The following is a 16,519-nucleotide window of genomic DNA, read 5'->3' as shown; positions in this document are numbered from 1 at the left end:
GGCCCCTCCGACCGGCCTCAGGCACGCCGTACCTCAGAGACGCCGTGCCCAGAAGAGCGCATGACCGCCGTCGCCCTCCGGCACGAACTCCTCCCGCTCGACCGTCAGGCCCGCCTCGGTGATCCACGCGCGGTTGGTGGCGGCATCCGCATGGCTCCACCACATCGGGGCACCGCCGCCGAGCCAGTCCTCCTCCACGCCCGTCCAGGCACCGGACCCCGTGATGGCCACGAACCACCCGCCGGGGCGCAGCCATTCGGCGACCCTGCCCAGCAGGGGCGGTTGCTCGGCCAAGGGCAGATGGATCAGCGTGTAGAAGGAGACGACGGCGTCGAAGGACGCGGCGGCGAACGATGCGGCCGAGGCATCACCGTGGAGGAACTCCGCCTCGGGCACCCGCTCCCGGGCCCGGCGGATCTGCACCTCACTGATGTCGATTCCGGTGACGCGGTGACCGGCGGCGGCCAAGGTCCGTGCGACCGGCACTCCGCTGCCGCAGCCGAGGTCCAGCACCGTGCCACCGGCCGGAAGGCACCGCCGCAGTGCGCGCAGCACGGGCTCGTACTTCCCCTCGCCGCCGTACACCTCGTCGTAGCGCAGGGCGGCGGCGTCGTACCCGCGCCGCACGATGTCCTTGGGATCGTCGTGGGCCACGCTCAGCGCACCGGCCGGTCGTCGCGGGGCAGGTCGCTGCCCATGCTCACCGGACGGCGCCTTCCGCCTTGAGGGCCTCGACCTCCGCCGTCGTGAAGCCGATCTCTTCAAGGATCTCCTGGGTGTGTTCGCCGACGGCGGGCGCGGGACGGACGCGCTCCGGACCGTCGTGGGCGTAGGCGAACGCCGCGACCGGCACCGTCGGGTCACCGTTCGCGCCGTGGTGCAGCAGGGGGCGGTGACGGAGCTGGTCGTCGGCGGTGATCTCGGCCAGGGTACGGAGGCGTTCTCCCGGCAGGCCGTGTGCGTGGACCCAGTCCTCCCATGCGGCCGCGGTGCGGCTCAGGAAGATGCCGGCCAGCACCTGCCGCATGGCCTGACTGTGGCGGTGCAGGCTCTCGAAGTCGGGCAGGTCGCGGAAGCGGGGGTGATCGTGTCCCTCGCTCGCCAGGGCGGTCCACAGTCTGCGGTTCTGGTCGGGGGTCGGGGCGCCCAGGACGAACACCCCGTCCGCGGTGGGGTACGCACCCAACCCGGCCTCCGGTGGCGCCTGCCAGTCCGGTGCGTGCAGTTGAGCCGCCAGGTGCGGGCCCATCAGCATCAGGGCGGTGTCGAGCATCGAGCAGTCGATCCGCTGCCCGCGGCCGTCGCGGTCCCGGCCGTAGAGGGCGGCGGCGATCGCGAAGGCCGCGTTGTAGCCGCTGGCATAGTCGACGAAGGGGAGGTTGGGCTTGTGGCCGCCACAGCGGTCGATGATTCCCGAGGCCGCCTGGATCACGTTGTCGTAGGCGGTCACCCCGGCGCGCGGGCCCCCTTGCCCGTAGCCGGTCATCGAGCAGTGGATCAGGCGCGGATTGAGCCGGGCCAGTTGCCCGGGGCCCAGGCCGAGTTCTTCCAGTGCCCCGGCCCGGTAGTTCTCCACGACGACATCGGCCGTGCGGACCATGCGCCGGAAGACCCGCCGCCCGCCCGGCGTCTTCAGGTCCAGCGCCATGGCTCGCTTGCTGCCGCCCTGGACCTGGTAGTTGACCCCGCGCTGCTGGCGATTGAGTGCGGGGTCCGGGCCCTTGAACCGCACGAAGTCCGGCCGGTCCGGCGGCTCGATCTTGATCACATCGGCACCGAGGACCGCCAACTGGTAGGTGGCGAACGGTCCTGCCAGAACGTGCGTGAGATCGAGTATCCGCACTCCGTCGAACGGTCGGGGCATCCCGTCTTCCTCCGTTGCGTAGGCCGTCGGACGTGGTGCCTGGGCGACGCCGTCCCAGCAGCGGCTGGTATCGTCCGGCAGATTCCGTACGGATCATCCGCCGTGCTGCCGGCGCCGGTTCGGGCCGGGGCGGCCGGTCCGGACCGGGGAACCGTTCTGCGTCGCGGACTGCGTGCGCGCCCTTCCTCTGCGCCCCTTCGCCCATCGGCTGCCTGTCGTCGCCCAGGTGCCCGACGAGCGTCTCAGACCCGGGCCCGGTGGACCAGGGCGCGTACCGGGAGCAAACGCCATCTGGCTCGGAAACACCACCCAGAAGCCCCCGGCCACCCGCCGGCGGCCGGGTTGCCTGGCCCGGCCGCCGCACCTCACCGGCCGGGCCAGGCTCTCCCCCGCTTCCGTCAGGGCATCGGGACGGACCCTACGCAGGACTCCCGTCGGGGTTCCGCCACTGGATCCCGTCGCGGCCGCCCTCGGCGATGGTCCGGGTGCTGTCGTCGTAGCTGGGCGCGTTCAGGTCCAGTACGCCGCCGTGACCGTTCAGCCACGGGCCGGCGCTCGCCGGGTAACAGACCGGAACCCAACTGCCCGGCTGGAGGTGCTGGTTCGCGGCGCGGTAGTTCGTGGTGCACTCGTGATCGTCCGAGGCACCGGTGGTGCCACCGATGGCCTTCGGCACGCCCCCAGCGGCTAGGAGGTGGCGTTCTCCTGGACGATCCAGCCGTTGCCGTCGGGGTCGTCGAAGGACTTCCAACGTCCCCAGGGAGCCTGTTGGATCTCCGCCTCGTGGAAGGCGACACCCCGTTGCTCCAGTTCCCGCAGGGTCCCCTCCAGGTCGTCGCAGGCCAGCACGGAACCCTTGAGGGAGCCGGCGGGCATGGTCGGGAACCACGTGACCAGGGTGATCTTGGTGGCGGCGCCCGGCGGCTGAAGCATCACCCAGCGCATGTTCTCGCCCATCGGATTGTCCATCAGCGTGGTGAAGCCGAGGACGTCGGCGTAGAAGCGCTTGGCGCGGTCCTGGTCGGAGACCGGAACGGAGACGATGTCGAGGTTGGTCAGAGCCATCGGGCAGCTCCTCCTTGGGTGGCAGACACGTCGAATTCTGCTGCACGGGCGGGCACCGTGACGTCGTCGGCACGCCGATCGGCAGGTGCCTGGCAGCGGACGGCGGACAGCGGAGGAAGTCTGCGGCTGGCTCGGGCGGACGTCAGGCCCGACGGGGAGGGCCACCCGGCGAGCCAGGGTGTGAGGTAGCGGCACTCCGCACGCGACGACGCATCGTGCGGGCCGGGATCGTTCCCGGCCCGCACGATGTTGACGAACGGTCTGCGCACGGCACCGCCGAGGCAGCAGGCCGTCGGGTCAGTCCAGCCGGTCAGTTGGTGCAGGTGTCGAGCATCGAGGAGATGGCCTTCTTCTCGTTGTCGGTCGTGGTCAGCTTCCAGACGGACTTGACGTGGGTGTAGTCCTTGGCGTACGTGCACCAGAAGCCGTGGTTGGTCGGCTTCCAGTCGGCCGGGCCGCTGTCGCTCTTGGAGCTGTTGGAGGATTCCGAGGCGATCAGCAGCTGGGGGTCCTTCAGGTCGTTCCCGAAACCCTTGCGCTGTTCGTCGGTCCAGGTGTCGGCACCGGACCGCCAGGCTTCGGCCAGGGGGACCATGTGGTCGATGGTTGCCTGGCCGACATCGGTGACGGTGGTGTCGTCGTAGGCGGAGTACCACGATCCGCTGGACGGCTGGCAGCTGCCCGGATTGTCCTGGACGTCCTTTCCGTCGCGGGCGAGGACCTCCTGGCGGGTGGTGCAACCATCGGGCTGCTTGGCCCATATGGAGAACTTGTCGCGGGAGTAGCCGTCCATGGAGTGCGGGGCGGCCACCTTCAGGGCCGACAGTTCGGCGCGGGCGGTCGATGTCGACGGCGGAGCCGGCGGTTCGGCGAGTGCCGGGGCGGCGCAGAGGCCGACGACGACAACTGCGGCGGCCGACAGGCCGAGGGCAGCGCGAGGCATCAACGTCTCCTGAAATGTGGGGGGTTGGAGAGGCTCCTTTCGAGGAAACCGCACATACCGCACCCCGCGCTACGCGCGTTGAATGGACATGACAATACCTTTCCCTTCCCATTACCCCCCGTTGAACGAGGCCGAGCGGAGCCGGGCCAAGGTCACGGTGGCATGGACGGCGAGTGTGACCGGCACGGCGAGAAGGATCGTCCAAGGCACGAGACCGACCGCGGCCAGGAGGACACAGAGTGGAACGGTCAGGAGGGTGGGGAAGGTTGAAGCCAGGGCGATGCGCAGGCGGGGACGAGGGTGCATGGACGGGTTGGGTCATGGCTCAAACTTGCATCCTCACAGCGCGTGAGGTTCAAGTCATGCCGGCGCCGTCGAGGCAAGGAGGGGTGCGACGAGCTTGTCTTTTCAGGTCATGGCACAGACCGGAGCCGACGGCTCCTCAGCGGGCGCTCGTCCACTCCCCCTCGCCCGCCCGGCTGGACGCGGTAGAGGCGGGCCTGTGCGGTACGGCTCACCGCTTCGGGCAGCAGGCCGTCGGTGAAGAGAGCGGCGACGCCGTCCTCCAGCGCCCACCCAGCTGGCAGTGCACCGCTGGCCACGGCGGCGCGGTAGGAGGCCCGACGCCCCGGTTCGCTGTCGTAGTGCGGGCAGACCGAGCCGGACAGCAGGCCCAACCCGTCCGGCAGGAACGTCAGTGGGCCGAAGGAGTCGGTGTGCGAGCCCTCGGCCCAGCAGTTGGCGCCGGCGCTGATCCCGCACAGCAGGGTGCCGCGTTCGTATGCCTCGCGGAGCAGCCGGTCCATGCCGTGGGCCCGCCAGACCGCCAGGAGGTTGGCGGTGTTGCCGCCGCCCACGTAGACCACGTCCTGTGCCAGCACGAGTGCGCGCAGGGCGTCGTCGTCGAGCTCCCGCCGGAACAGCGGCAGCACGCTGGGCTCGCAGTCACGCGGGCGGAAGCCGGCCAGGAACCGCTCGACGTAGCCGGCCGCGTCGCCACTGGCGGTGGGCAGGAAACACACCTTGGGTCGGGGCGTGCGCGCCTGGCCGAGAACCCAGTCGTCCAACAGCCCATCGGTGTCCGTGGAGAAGCCCCCTCCGAGGAGGGCCAACCGCCGTACGGGAACGCCGGTCACCATTGCGCCTCCTTCGCGGTCGGCCGTCCGCCACGGCCCTGTTGCCTGCTCCCTTGCGGCCAACTGCGGGCGGGAGACGGCGAATCCCCCGAACATGCCCTTTCGTCATCGGACGCCGCAACCGCATATCCGTGTGTCGCCGTGGCAGCGCACCGCTGTGCTTACCGCGCGCTAACCGCTGCGCCAGCCCCCTACGTGGCACACCAGCCGGACCACCGCTCCACGCTCACCTCCACCACGGGCCCGTTCGGTCGGCGGTCGGCGTACTGCGAGCGGTACTTCTCCGTCAGCAGCCGCACATAGCGCGCGGACGTCACCGACCCGTCCGCCGGCGGCAGCACGGTGGCGGTGCCGTCCGCCCGTGCCCACCACAGGCGGTCCCAGTCCTCGCCGTACTCGTCGGCGAGGAGGCAGACGCCAGGATGTCTGCGGATGTTGGCCAGGCGCTTCAACTCGGTGGCCCGTTTGGGCTTGTGGTCCACGGCGAAGACGAGCGTGTCGCCCGTCACGGCGAACACCACCGGCACCAGATGCGGGCGGTCCTCGGCATCGACGGTGGCCAGCCGGGCAACCCGTGCCGCGGCGAAGCACTGCCGGGCCCGCCCCCGGCTCATCACCGGCACTGCTGCCCCGCCCCGTTCACCGGAAGCGCCCGGCGACGTCGGCGAACCGGTCGAGGTGCGGCAGCGTCTCGGCCTCCGGCACCGTCGGCAGAGAGAACAGCACCCGTTCCACGCCGAGCCGTGCGTACCCTTCGAGGACCTCCGGATCCTGCGGCACCGCATAGACGGTCACCGGAACGTCCCGGCCCGCGAGGCTGCGCAGCCGCTCGATCTGCGGCCCCAGTTCATCGGGCGAGGTGCTGTTGGCCAGCCAGGCGTCGCCGAGCGCGGCCACCCGGTGGAAGGCACCCTCGCCCCCGCCCACGTAAATCGGCGGATGCGGCTGCTGGACCGGCTTGGGCCAGGAGTAGACGGGGTCGAAGTCCACGAACTCCCCGTGGAACTCGGCCTTCTCCCGCGTCCACAGTTCCCGGATGGCCTGTAGTCGCTCGTCCACCAGGCGGCCCCGGGTCCGCGGGTCCGTGCCGTGGTTGGCCATCTCCTCCCTGTTCCAGCCGATGCCGACCCCGAAGACCGCCCGCCCGCCGGAGACCAGGTCCAGCGAGGCCACCTCCTTGGCCGTGACGATCGGGTCCCGCTGGGCCACCAGCGCGATGCCGGTGCCCAGCAGGAGCCGTTCGGTGACCGCGGCGACGGCGGCCAGCGCGACGAACGGGTCGAGGGTGCGGTAGTAGATCTCGGGAAGTTCGCCGCCGCGCGGGTACGGCGTGCGGCGGTCCACCGGGATGTGGGTGTGCTCGGCGATGAACAGGGAGTCGAGTCCGCGCTCGTCCACGGCGCGCCCCAGGGCGGCCGGCGCGATCCCCTGGTCGGTGAGGAAGGTCGATACCCCGAACTTCACAGCGGCTCCTTCGCTTCCGGGTTCTCGGGTGCCGCGGTCGGCAACCCCAGGCGAGGTACCCCGGCCGGCCCCGGCCCAACAGTCCGTCCCGCCAAGCGGGCGATCCCCCGCAGGGTCGCCGCGAGGCCCCGCGCGGCGCCGCGTCAGTCGACGGCCACGACCACGGCAACAGCCACAGCCACAGCCACAGCCACCCGGCGCCGTCCCCTCTCCCCAGTGATCGACTCTCCCCAGTAATGGCCCTCCTCAGTGATCGACCGTGACGACGATCTTGCCGACCTGGGCTCCCGCCTCCATGTAACGGTGCGCGTCGGCGATCTCTTCCAGGCCGAAGACTCGGTCCACGCCCGACGACAGCGACGGTTAGGGAAGGCGCTACCGCGACCGTGAACGCGCCTGTGGCCACGATTCCAAGTCCCCTTGGAATCAGGGGTGTTCATGCACCCACCACCATCCCGCCCCACCTCACCCGGCACCCGGCCATGGGACGGTGCGGGTACACATTCACCGGATCCCCTCAGGACGCGCCGGGCGATGCACTGCGTTCACAAGCGCACAACCTCGTAAGCTTGCAGGTAACGCAAGGGAGCCCGTGATCGGGAGTCCGGCCACCGACGCTGCCCGATCGGGGCTCCCCCTGTGGAACCGTCGCTGTTCTCCGCGTTCACGAGAGGGGCTCCCAATGCAGACGATGGAGGGCCGTCAGCCGACAACCACCCGCTTCCGGAACCCATGGCGCCGCTACGGTCGGCTCGTTGCCACCAACTTCCTGCGCGGTGCGTCCTACGCGCTCGGCACCGCGGTCATCGGCCTCGCGGCGTGGTGGGCACAGAACCGCTAGCCGGGCAGAGCCAGTCAACCACCGACACCCCGACAACGGCCCCTTCGGCACCCATGGCCGGAGGGGCCGTCGGCCGCTGACCGGGCGTCAGTACACGGGCTGGCCGATGCCCAGCATGTTCCCCTCGCTGTCGCGGAACCAGGCACCGCGTTCCCCACGAGCGCCCTTGCTCGGGTAGTTGCCCTGCACCTCGGCGATGCCGTCCGTCGTCCGCCCGCCGCCCAGCAGTCCAGGCAGGTCGACGTCCTCGAACACCACACCGCGGCGCCTGAGTTCCGCCACGACCGCCTCGATGTCGTCGACCTCCCAGGACATCTGCGTGAAGGCACCGACCGAGCTGCCCGCCGACCGGAACAGCACAAAGTCCACGCCTCCGCACCGGTACAGCAGCCCGCCGGGGCGTTCGTCGACGGGTTCCAGGCCCAGCCGCTCGGAGTAGAAACGCCGGGCCCGGTCCAGATCCTGGGCCGGCAGTCTGGTCGCCACGCGGGCCCGGGCCAACGGGCCCCTGTCGTCGGTGTCCATGGCCCCACTGTGCCGCACCGGTCGACCGGAGAGCGGGAGGCGCCAGGCAGGTGCCCCGTTCGCCGAGCCCCACCGCCAAGCGGTCGCACCGCGATACGGCATCATCGACCCATGCTGAGAGTCGGATCGGTGGTGTTGGGTGTCGCGGACGTACCCCGTGCGGCGGCGTTCTGGACGGCGGCCCTGGGATACGTCCCGCGCGAGGAGGTGGCGGACGACTGGGTGGTGCTGGTGCCGAAGGAGGGCGCCGGTGTGCAGTTGTCCCTCGGCCTCAGCGAGTCCCCCGTCCAGGAATATCCGCGGATCCATCTCGACCTGTACGCCGGGGACGCGGCCGATCAGGCCGCCGAGGTCGAGCGCCTGGTGTCCCTGGGCGCCCAACATGTCGACTGGGACTGCTATCCGGACGACGCCGACTTCATCGTCCTCGCCGATCCCGACGGCAACCGCTTCTGCGTCATCGACACCGGCCACAGCTGACCGTGCGCGCAACTGCGCCGCGCACCGCTCGAGGTTGAACCGTGCACTTCTTTGTCTCGGTCACCCCGCCCGTTCCATGACGCCATGACGGGTTCCACGCGCGAACAGCCCCCGCTGGGCCGGCACGAGCGCAAGGAGGCCGCCCCCGCAAGGCACTGGCCGATGCCGCCGTCAACCGGGCCGTCGACCTGCTCGAACACGGCTGGTCGGCGACCACCGATGGGATCGACGAGGGCTGAGGGGCCTGGCCCGGCCCCTCAGCCCTGGCAGTAAGGGACGCCCAACCGAGGCGGATGGCCGGCCTCACCTTGGGTCCGGGGGAACCGGCCTCACCTTGGGTCCGGGGGAAAGGGACGGTCCCGTTATGCCGGCCTGTCGAGGGCCGCGGTCACCAGGTCGTGGGCGTAGGCGGCGTCCAGGGGGCCCGGGCGGAAGAGGATGCGGTACATCATGGGCGCCACGATGCGGTCGATGAGGGTTTCGGTGTCGGGGGCCCGTTCGCCGCGGTCGGCGGCGCGGGCGAGGATGACATCGATCTGGTCGGCCGCGTAGGCCGAGCACTGGCCGGCGTTGTTGCCGTCCGGGTCGCCCAGCAGCGCGTCGCGGATATACGCGCGGCCGGGTGGCGAGGCCATCTCGTCGAGGAACTGCTCGGCCCAGGAGGCCAGGTCGGAGGCGAGATCGCCGTGGTCGTCCGGCGGTGCCTCCGGGCGCAGGCGCTCGACCGCGACGTCCGAGAGCAGCTCCCGCAGATCGCCCCAGCGGCGGTAGATCGTCGACGGTGTGACCCCGGCCCGCGCGGCGACCAGCGGCACCGTCAAGCCCTCGCGGCCCACCTCCGCCTCCAGCGCGCGCACGGCAGTGTGCACCGCCTCCTGGACGCGGGCGCTGCGGCCGCCGGGGCGCGCCATCGGTCGGGGACTCATGTCACCACCCTAAGCGCTAACGCAAAGCCGTTGCTTCTGGTTCCAGGCCCGTGCGGGCGGCGGCCGGCGGTGCGAGGGTCCGGGCGGGCGCGGACTGCTCGTAGGCGTGCCCCACGCGCAGGAGATCGGGCTCGCCGAGGGGCCGTCCGATCAGCTGCATCCCGATCGGCAGGCCCGCTCGGTCCTGCCCCACCGGCAGGGACAGCGAGGGCACTCCGGTGATGTTGGCGGGCGCGGAGAGGCGCACATAGGCGTCGGAGACGCTCTCGACCGTGCCGTCGGGCCAGGTGAGCGTGTCCTGGCCGGTCGGCGCGGCGACGGTGGGCACGGTCGGCGCCGCGATCACATCGACCTCGTCGAACAGCCGGGCCCACGCCTGCCGCATCAGCGTCCGGGCACGCTGGGCCCGCAGATAGTCCCCGGCGCCCAGCAGTTCGCCGGCTTCGAGGAGGATACGGACGTCGTCCGCGTAGCGGTCGGGCATCGTCCGCAAGGTCTGCTCGTGGTACGCGGTGGCTTCGGGGACCATCAGTCCCCACTGGGTTGCCTGGATGTAGCGGGTCATGGGGATCTCGACCTCGACGAGCCGTGCGCCGAGGGCCGCCAGCCGTTCGATGGCGCGTCGGACCGCGACGTCGACGTCCGTCGCGATCCGGTCGAAGTAGTAGTTGCGGGGAACGCCGATCCGCAGCCCCGTGAGGTCGGTCCCGCGGGGCGGCAAGTGGTCCGTGGGGTGGGTGATGAGCGAGGCCGGGTCGCACGGGTCGTGGCCGGCCAGCACGGGCAAGACCAGGGCCGCGTCCGCGACGGTGCGGGTGAGCGGGCCGACGTGGTCCAGCGACCAGGACAGCGAGGTGACACCGTGCCGGGGAACGAGCCCGTAGGTCGGCTTCAGACCGACGACGCCGTTGAGTGCGGCCGGTACCCGGATCGATCCTCCGGTGTCGGTGCCGAGGGCGAAGCCGGCGGCGCCCGCGGCCACGGCGACGGCCGACCCGCCACTGGAGCCGCCCGCGATGCGGCCCTCGTCCCAGGCGTTGCGGGTCTGCGGGGTGATCAGCCCGTAGGCGAACTCATGGGTGTGGGTCTTGCCGACGAGCACCGCGCCGGCCGCCGCCAGCCGCCCGGCCACCGTGCTGTCGGCGGCCGCGCGATGTCCGTCCCGGACCCGGGAACTGGCCGTGGTCGCCGTGCCGGCGGCGTCGATCAGGTCCTTCAGTCCCATAGGTATCCCGTGCAGCGGCCCACGGAGGCGACCGGCGACGGCCTCCCGTTCGGCGGCGCGCGCGGCCCGGCGGGCCTGCTCGGCCGTCACCGCCACGTACGCACCCAGGCGTGGCTCCTCCTGCTCGATGCGGTCGAGCACCGAGTCGACCAGTTCGACGGGCGACAGTCGCCGGGCCCGGATCGCGTCGGCTGCGGCGGCCACGGACAGCTCATACGGCTGCATCGGGCATCTTCCCTGCGCGGTAGGAGGCGGCGGGCGGGATCTCCCCGAAGTCCAGTTCCCGCAGGACCGAGACGACGGAGTGGATGTGCTGGGCGGTGGCTGCGACGGCATCATGGCGATCGGCCGGCAGCGGCAGTCCGGAACGCTCGGCCCAGCGGGCCGCCTCCCGGGGTGTGAGGTCGGTGCAGGGGTGGGGCATGGGGTCGTCTCCCGGTCGAGTGGTGTCTGTTTGCGTCGAGTTGGGGCCGGCCCGGCCCGGGGCGCGCTGGGTCGGGACGGGGTGCGCGGCGGGCCGAGTGGGACAGGGTCGGGTCGGACTGAGGCTGACGGGGAATGGCTGGGAATGGCTGGGGCTGACTGAGGGGGAACGCAATCTCAAACGCTAATTGTTTGCGTTAGCTGACGATAGGCCCTACGGTCGACCTAACGCAAACGGATTGCTTTTAGCTGGTTGCCCCTGACCCACCGAGCCCAACCGACCCCACCCAACCAGGAGGACGAACCATGACCACCACCCCACCCGCCGAATCAACTGCCCAGCCCGCCGCGCCCACTTGGACCGTGGGCGACCTCACGGTCCACCGCATCGACGAGGTCGTCCTGCCGCCGGAGACCGGCCCCTGGCTGCTGCCCGGCGCCACCCCCGACGTGGTCGCCCGGCATGACTGGCTGCGCCCCGACTTCGTCGACCGGAGCGGGACGCTGCGCCTGGCCAGTCACACTTTCGCCCTCTCGGTGGGCGGCCTGCGCGTGCTGGTCGACACCGGGATCGGCAACGGCAAGACCCGGGCCAACCCTGCCTGGCACGACCTGCGGACCGACTACGTACCGCGCCTCACGGCCGCGGGCTTCGCCCCGGACCTCGTCGACCTGGTCGTTCTGACGCACCTCCATGCCGACCACGTCGGCTGGAACACCCGGGCGCAGGGCGGCGGCTGGGTCCCCACCTTCCCGAACGCCCGTTACGTCGTCTCCCGTACCGAGCGGGAGTTCTGGGCCGGATACGACATGGACGAGCCGCGTCGGCAGATGTTCCGCGACTCGGTGCACCCGGTCGAGGACGCCGGGCTGCTGGACCTCGTGGACGTCCCGCCCCGGGGCGCCGAGATCGCCCCCGGTCTGCGGCTCGTCCCGACGCCCGGCCACACCCCGGGTCACGTCGCGGTGGAGATCAGCAGCGGTGGCGCCACGGCACTGATCACCGGCGACTGCCTGCACCACCCGGTCCAGTTCGCCGACCCGGCCCTCGGCAGCTGCGTCGACATCGACCCCGAACGTGCCCGGACCACCCGGCGTTCACTGCTCTCCGAACTGGCCGACAGCGAAACGCTCCTCCTGGGCACGCACTTCCCGCCGCCCACCGGCGGCCGGGTGCGCGCCGAAGGGAACACCTACCGGCTCGCGCCCGTTCCCGCAGACACCGAGGCGCACGCGCACGAAGCGCCGTAATCAGCATCAGCAAGGCAGGGCCGACCGGGACAGTCGCGCCGCGGGCGGGCCAAGGCGATCAAGGGTGCTCGGATGCACTCGTGAGTCGGCTCGCGCCGGCCGAGGCCAGGGCCACCGCCGCGACGCCCCCCCACTGCGGCAGGGCGAGGCGCTGGCCGAGGAACAACAGGCCGAGGAGTGCCCCGACGGCCGGTTCCAGGCTGGTGAGGACGCCGAAGACACCGGGCGGCAGGCGACGCAGGGCCTCCAGCTGGACGGTGTAGGGCAGCACGGTCGACAGGACCGCGACCGCCGCGGCGAGGGCGAGGGTGCCCGGATCGAGCAGCCGGATGCCTGCCTGGGAAATGCCGTACGGGAGGCTGAGCAGCGCGCCCCAGCTGACCGCGAGGGCCAGACCGCGCCCGTCCGGGACACGTTCCGCCAGGCGCTTGCCGACCAGGATGTACCCGCCCCAGCAGCCACCCGCGAGCACACCGAACAGCAGCCCCGCGGCGTCCAGTTGGAGTCCGGAGCAGCTCAGCAGGACCACGCCCGCCGCGGCGAGGGCGGCCCACAGCAGGTCGGCGACCCGGCGCGAACCGATCAGCGCGATCGCGAACGGGCCGAGGAACTCCATGGTCGTCGCAGCGCCCAGCGGCACCCGGTCCACTGCCTCGTAGTAGCTGAGGTGGTGAACGGCGATCAGCGTGCCTGCGGCCGCCGCGAGCGTCCAGGTCGTGCGGCTCCATCGCCAGCCCGGCCGCCATACGGCCAGCAGCACGATCGCGGCGATCAGCAGCCGCAGCGTCACCACGCCCGCCGGACCCACCAGGGGGTAGAGGCCCGTGGCCAAGGCAGCGCCGCCTTGGAGGCCCAGCACGCCGGCGAGGACGAGGGCGGGCGCGGATGCCTTGGCCAGGCCGAAGCTGCTCGCAGGCGCGGCCGGCAGCATGTTTGCCCTCCCATGACGGGGATGGCAGCTCTTCGCCACAACCCGGGCCGCCGCGGCGGCGCGGTCCGGCCGTTGTGTGGCCGGTTGTCGCTGATCGGCGTGTGGGTCGTACCGGGTCGTGGTTCCAGGCGTTACTCTCGCGGCATGGTCACGGCCCGGTCGCCCTTCGGTATGCGGCGGGCTCGCTTCTCGGCGGGCCCCGTGGGGCTGCTGTGCCTGTTCGCGGCGCTGCTTGCGCTGGTGTTCAGTCATGGGTTGAGCGCGGAGAGCGGCGACGTTCATCTGCCTGCCGCAGTCGCCGACGCCGGTGCCGGTCCCGGTGCCGGTCTCCATCCGTCCGCCGCCGAGCCCGCCGTCGCTGCGGGACCGGCCGTATCCGTGGCGGAGCCCGGGCAGCCGCACCATGAGCACCCGGACGGCCATCCGACGGGGGCGTGCCTGTCCGGCCAGCCCCCGCAGGGAGCGGCGCTGCAGGCTCCGGACCAGTCCCCACTGGACCGCTGCGCCGCCACCTCAACCCGCCTGGTACGCACCGTCGTTGACGCATCGAGTTCCCACGCCATGCCGTCGGCACAGACGTCCGTGGCTCGCTCCGCAGTGCTGTTGATCTAGACCAGGCACATCACCCGAAACCGGTAGGTACCCCGCCAGCCCGCGACGGTGCACCCAGCTCCGCGGCATGGCGCGGCCAGGCATGTCCGCCCCCTTCCCCTCGCCTACCGGTGGCGCATCCAGCGACCTGACCTGCGGGATATCAGACGACGTTCACCCAACCAGCCGCTCTGGCCTGTGAATTGGGCACATGTCGCACACCGTCCGCGAACGGGTCGCACCCCGGCGAACGTGTCGCAACGCCGAACACCATGACGCACTCCGACGAACGAACGAACGAGAAGACGCCATGACCTCAATGCTCAGTACCAACCCGCCCCTCGCCCTCCCGTCCCTGCCCGGGCTGGTCGGCAACACCCCGCTGCTGTACGTCTCCGAGCCGCTCTGCCCGTCCGGCACCGGTTTCTGGGCCAAGTTGGAGGGTTTCAACCCCGGCGGCATCAAAGACCGGCCGGCCCTGTACATGGTGGAACGGGCCAAGGCACGCGGCGATCTGCGGCCCGGTGGCCGGATCATCGAGTCGACCAGCGGCACGCTGGGCCTGGGGCTCGCCCTGGCGGGCCTGGTGCACGGCCATCCCGTCACCGTGGTCACCGATCCGGGCCTGGAGCCGTCGATGGCACGGCTGTTGGCGGCACACGGGGCCCGGGTGGACCTCGTCACCGAGCCGCATCCGGCGGGCGGCTGGCAGCAGGCCCGCCGCGACCGGGTCCGCGCCCTGCTCGCCGAACACCCCGGTGCCTGGTGCCCCGACCAGTACCACAACCCCGACAACGTCGCCGCCTACACCCCGCTCGCCCTGGAACTCGCCGCCGGGCTCGGCCATATCGACGTGCTGGTGTGCAGCGTCGGCACGGGCGGGCACTCCGCCGGCCTGTCCGGGGTGCTGCGCAGTCTCTACCCGGCGCTGAAGGTGGTCGGTGTCGACACCGTGGGTTCGACCATCTTCGGGCAGCCGGCCCGCCCACGGCTGATGCGCGGCCTGGGGTCGAGCATCTTCCCCCGCAACGTCGCCTACGAGCGCTTCGACGAGGTCCACTGGGTGGCACCGGCCGAGGCCGTGTGGACCTGCCGGCGACTGGCCGCCTCGCACTACGCCACCGGCGGGTGGAGCGTGGGAGCGGTCGCACTGGCGGCGGGGTGGCTGGCCCGCACCAGCGCCCCCGGCACCCGTATCGTCGCGGTCTTCCCCGACGGGCCCCAGCGGTATCTCCACACCGTCTACGACGACGAGTACTGCGCGGCACACGGCCTGTCGGACGCCCCGCCCGCGGCCGGGCCGGAGGCGATCGGGCGGCCGGACGAGAAGGAGGTCACCCGCTGGACGCGCTGCACGAACGTCGTGGATCCGTTGTCGCGCCGGGCCGGCACGGTGGCCACGGCCGACCTGCCCGGCGTGGTGGGCACGGCCGGCGCGGGTGCCGCGTCGGGAGCCGCGGAAGGCGGTGCGGTCCGATGAAGACGGTGCTGCGCCAGGCACGCTCGTACGAGCGCAGCGTGCAGTTGCTCCTGCTCAACCAGTTCACCATCAACCTCGGCTTCTACATGCTGATGCCCTATCTGGCACAGCATCTGTCGGGGGCACTGGGCCTGGCCGGGTGGACGGTCGGACTGGTGCTAGGCGTCCGCAACTTCAGTCAGCAGGGGATGTTCCTGCTCGGCGGCACCCTCGCCGACCGGCTGGGGTACAAGCCGCTGATCGTCGCCGGCTGCCTGCTGCGCACCGTGGGGTTCGCCGCGCTCGGACTGGTGGACTCGGTGCCGGCGCTGCTCGCGGCGTCCGCGGCGACCGGTCTGGCCGGTGCGCTGTTCAACCCGGCCGTGCGGGCCTACCTGGCCGCCGACGCGGGTGAGCGCAGGGTCGAGGCGTTCGCCCTGTTCAACGTCTTCTACCAGGCCGGCATCCTGCTCGGCCCACTGGTCGGCATGGTGCTCACCGGAGTGGACTTCACGGTGACCTGCCTGGTCTCGGCGGGCGTCTTCGCGGTGTTGAGCGCGGTGCAGATCCGGGCACTGCCGGCGCGCCGGGGCGAGGCGGCCGGGCGTTCGCCCGAGGAGCGCGAGGGCGTGCTGCGCCAGTGGCGCGGTGTACTGGCCAACCGTCCGTTCCTGCTGTTCTCCGGCGCCATGATCGGGTCCTATGTGCTGTCGTTCCAGGTGTATCTGGCCTTGCCGCTGGAGGTCCGACGGCTGGGCGGGGACGGGGGGTTCGGGACGGTGGCGGTCGCGTTGCTGTTCGCGGCGTCCGGACTGGGCACGCTCTTCGGCCAGACGCGGGTCACCGCCTGGTGCGCGGCCCGTCTCGCCCCGGGCCAGGCACTGGCCTGGGGGCTGACGGTGCTGGGTGCCGCGTTCGTACCGCTGGTGGTGGCGAGCGCGGTGCCGGTGCCGGGCGGGGGGCCGGGGCGGTGGGCGCTGGCGGTCGGGCCGCCGGTGCTGACCGCGCTGCTGCTGGCGCTGGGCACGATGGTCACCTATCCGTTCGAGATGGACACCATCGTCCGGCTCTCCGGTGACCGGCTCGTCGCCACGCACTACGGGCTCTACAACACCCTGTGCGGGGTCGGCATCACGGTGGGGAATCTGCTGACCGGAGCGGCGCTCGACACCGCTCGCGCGGCCGGGCTGTCGGCCCTCCCCTGGCTCGTCCTGACGGCGCTGGGACTGGCCTGCGGCGCGGCGCTGTACGGCCTGCACCGCACCGGCCGGATGGCGGCGCCCGGCACGGCGGTGCAGCCCGCGACGGCCTGACCGGCGGCCGCGGGCCTGAGGCCGCGAGGGGCGGGTGGCACCATCCACCCGCCCCGTTCGGCCGTGCGGGCACCCTGCCCGG

20 protein-coding genes are annotated in these 16,519 nt (G+C 71.8%); 6 read left to right on the top strand and 14 right to left on the bottom strand.

Translation table 11 applies throughout. The annotated features are described in order from the left end of the window. Nucleotides 1-33: 33 nt before the first annotated feature. The 9 genes from B073_RS0118330 to B073_RS0118285 all read right to left on the bottom strand — a co-directional run bounded on the left by B073_RS0118330 (nt 34) and on the right by B073_RS0118285 (nt 6,817). Entirely contained in the window at nt 34-654 is a 621-nt protein-coding gene (locus B073_RS0118330; protein ID WP_018539539.1) for a class I SAM-dependent methyltransferase, read from the bottom strand. Between the two features lie 46 nt (nt 655-700). After that, nucleotides 701-1,864: a CaiB/BaiF CoA transferase family protein gene (locus tag B073_RS0118325; protein ID WP_018539538.1), complete on the bottom strand. Its 1,164-nt coding sequence runs from the start codon at nt 1,862-1,864 to the stop codon at nt 701-703. Between the two features lie 418 nt (nt 1,865-2,282). Then, entirely contained in the window at nt 2,283-2,540 is a 258-nt protein-coding gene (locus B073_RS0118320; protein ID WP_018539537.1) for a hypothetical protein, read from the bottom strand. Between the two features lie 11 nt (nt 2,541-2,551). Next, nucleotides 2,552-2,929 carry a VOC family protein gene (locus B073_RS0118315; protein WP_018539536.1) on the bottom strand — a complete coding sequence of 126 codons (378 nt, stop codon included), beginning with the start codon at nt 2,927-2,929 and terminating at the stop codon, nt 2,552-2,554. Between the two features lie 310 nt (nt 2,930-3,239). Next, nucleotides 3,240-3,872, bottom strand: coding sequence for a GmrSD restriction endonuclease domain-containing protein (locus tag B073_RS0118310; RefSeq protein ID WP_018539535.1), 633 nt, complete (start codon nt 3,870-3,872; stop codon nt 3,240-3,242). 413 nt (nt 3,873-4,285) lie between these two features. Further along, nucleotides 4,286-5,011, bottom strand: a complete 726-nt coding sequence (locus B073_RS40310) for a peptidase E (protein WP_018539533.1) — start codon at nt 5,009-5,011, stop codon at nt 4,286-4,288. Between the two features lie 188 nt (nt 5,012-5,199). Continuing rightward, on the bottom strand, nt 5,200-5,631 hold the full coding sequence (locus tag B073_RS0118295; protein WP_018539532.1) for a TIGR03668 family PPOX class F420-dependent oxidoreductase: 432 nt from the start codon (nt 5,629-5,631) through the stop codon (nt 5,200-5,202). A gap of 16 nt (nt 5,632-5,647) precedes the next feature. Then, on the bottom strand, nt 5,648-6,472 hold the full coding sequence (locus tag B073_RS0118290) for an LLM class F420-dependent oxidoreductase (protein ID WP_018539531.1): 825 nt from the start codon (nt 6,470-6,472) through the stop codon (nt 5,648-5,650). Nucleotides 6,473-6,718: 246 nt separating this feature from the next. Beyond that, a complete protein-coding gene (locus B073_RS0118285; RefSeq protein WP_018539530.1) occupies nt 6,719-6,817 on the bottom strand; it encodes a zinc-binding dehydrogenase in 99 nt (32 codons plus the stop codon). A 337-nt stretch (nt 6,818-7,154) separates the two neighbouring features. Here B073_RS0118285 and B073_RS47200 point away from each other — a divergent pair, with 337 nt between their 5' ends. Beyond that, nucleotides 7,155-7,313, top strand: a complete 159-nt coding sequence (locus B073_RS47200) for a hypothetical protein (protein WP_018539529.1) — start codon at nt 7,155-7,157, stop codon at nt 7,311-7,313. A gap of 87 nt (nt 7,314-7,400) precedes the next feature. Here the strand turns inward: B073_RS47200 and B073_RS0118275 are convergent, their stop codons facing one another. Beyond that, the gene (locus B073_RS0118275; protein WP_018539528.1) at nt 7,401-7,838 is read right to left on the bottom strand and encodes a VOC family protein; all 438 of its coding nucleotides are present in this window, start codon (nt 7,836-7,838) and stop codon (nt 7,401-7,403) included. A 111-nt stretch (nt 7,839-7,949) separates the two neighbouring features. On the opposite strand from B073_RS0118275, the gene B073_RS0118270 reads away from it, so the two are divergent. After that, on the top strand, nt 7,950-8,318 hold the full coding sequence (locus B073_RS0118270) for a VOC family protein (RefSeq protein ID WP_026247506.1): 369 nt from the start codon (nt 7,950-7,952) through the stop codon (nt 8,316-8,318). A gap of 362 nt (nt 8,319-8,680) precedes the next feature. On the opposite strand, the gene B073_RS0118265 is transcribed toward B073_RS0118270, so the two are convergent. The 3 genes from B073_RS0118265 to B073_RS0118255 are packed head-to-tail and all read right to left on the bottom strand — an operon-like array spanning nt 8,681 to nt 10,893. Continuing rightward, entirely contained in the window at nt 8,681-9,244 is a 564-nt protein-coding gene (locus tag B073_RS0118265) for a TetR/AcrR family transcriptional regulator (RefSeq protein ID WP_026247505.1), read from the bottom strand. A gap of 16 nt (nt 9,245-9,260) precedes the next feature. After that, nucleotides 9,261-10,694 (bottom strand): amidase, encoded by a 1,434-nt coding sequence (locus B073_RS0118260; protein WP_018539525.1) that lies wholly within the window; start codon nt 10,692-10,694, stop codon nt 9,261-9,263. Then, nucleotides 10,681-10,893 (bottom strand): hypothetical protein, encoded by a 213-nt coding sequence (locus B073_RS0118255; protein ID WP_018539524.1) that lies wholly within the window; start codon nt 10,891-10,893, stop codon nt 10,681-10,683. Before B073_RS0118255 ends, B073_RS0118260 begins: the two co-directional genes overlap by 14 nt. A 305-nt stretch (nt 10,894-11,198) precedes the next feature. Here B073_RS0118255 and B073_RS0118250 point away from each other — a divergent pair, with 305 nt between their 5' ends. Further along, nucleotides 11,199-12,143, top strand: coding sequence for an MBL fold metallo-hydrolase (locus B073_RS0118250; protein ID WP_018539523.1), 945 nt, complete (start codon nt 11,199-11,201; stop codon nt 12,141-12,143). Nucleotides 12,144-12,201: 58 nt separating this feature from the next. Here B073_RS0118250 and B073_RS0118245 read toward each other — a convergent pair whose 3' ends face one another. Continuing rightward, the gene (locus B073_RS0118245) at nt 12,202-13,074 is read right to left on the bottom strand and encodes an EamA family transporter (protein ID WP_018539522.1); all 873 of its coding nucleotides are present in this window, start codon (nt 13,072-13,074) and stop codon (nt 12,202-12,204) included. A gap of 144 nt (nt 13,075-13,218) precedes the next feature. Between B073_RS0118245 and B073_RS0118240 the strand changes: the two genes are divergently transcribed. The 3 genes from B073_RS0118240 (at nt 13,219) to B073_RS0118230 (ending at nt 16,437) form a co-directional block, all read left to right on the top strand. Beyond that, on the top strand, nt 13,219-13,686 hold the full coding sequence (locus B073_RS0118240; protein WP_018539521.1) for a hypothetical protein: 468 nt from the start codon (nt 13,219-13,221) through the stop codon (nt 13,684-13,686). A gap of 298 nt (nt 13,687-13,984) precedes the next feature. Next, the gene (locus B073_RS0118235; protein ID WP_018539520.1) at nt 13,985-15,145 is read left to right on the top strand and encodes a PLP-dependent cysteine synthase family protein; all 1,161 of its coding nucleotides are present in this window, start codon (nt 13,985-13,987) and stop codon (nt 15,143-15,145) included. Beyond that, nucleotides 15,142-16,437 carry an MFS transporter gene (locus B073_RS0118230; RefSeq protein WP_018539519.1) on the top strand — a complete coding sequence of 432 codons (1,296 nt, stop codon included), beginning with the start codon at nt 15,142-15,144 and terminating at the stop codon, nt 16,435-16,437. Before B073_RS0118235 ends, B073_RS0118230 begins: the two co-directional genes overlap by 4 nt. Nucleotides 16,438-16,519: the final 82 nt, after the last annotated feature.

The sequence above is a fragment of the Streptomyces sp. MspMP-M5 genome (genome assembly GCF_000373585.1).
In the GTDB taxonomy this organism is placed as follows: domain Bacteria; phylum Actinomycetota; class Actinomycetes; order Streptomycetales; family Streptomycetaceae; genus Streptomyces.
The sequence above is the reverse complement of the archived record's forward strand: the minus strand, read 5'-3'. Positions and strand labels throughout refer to the sequence as shown.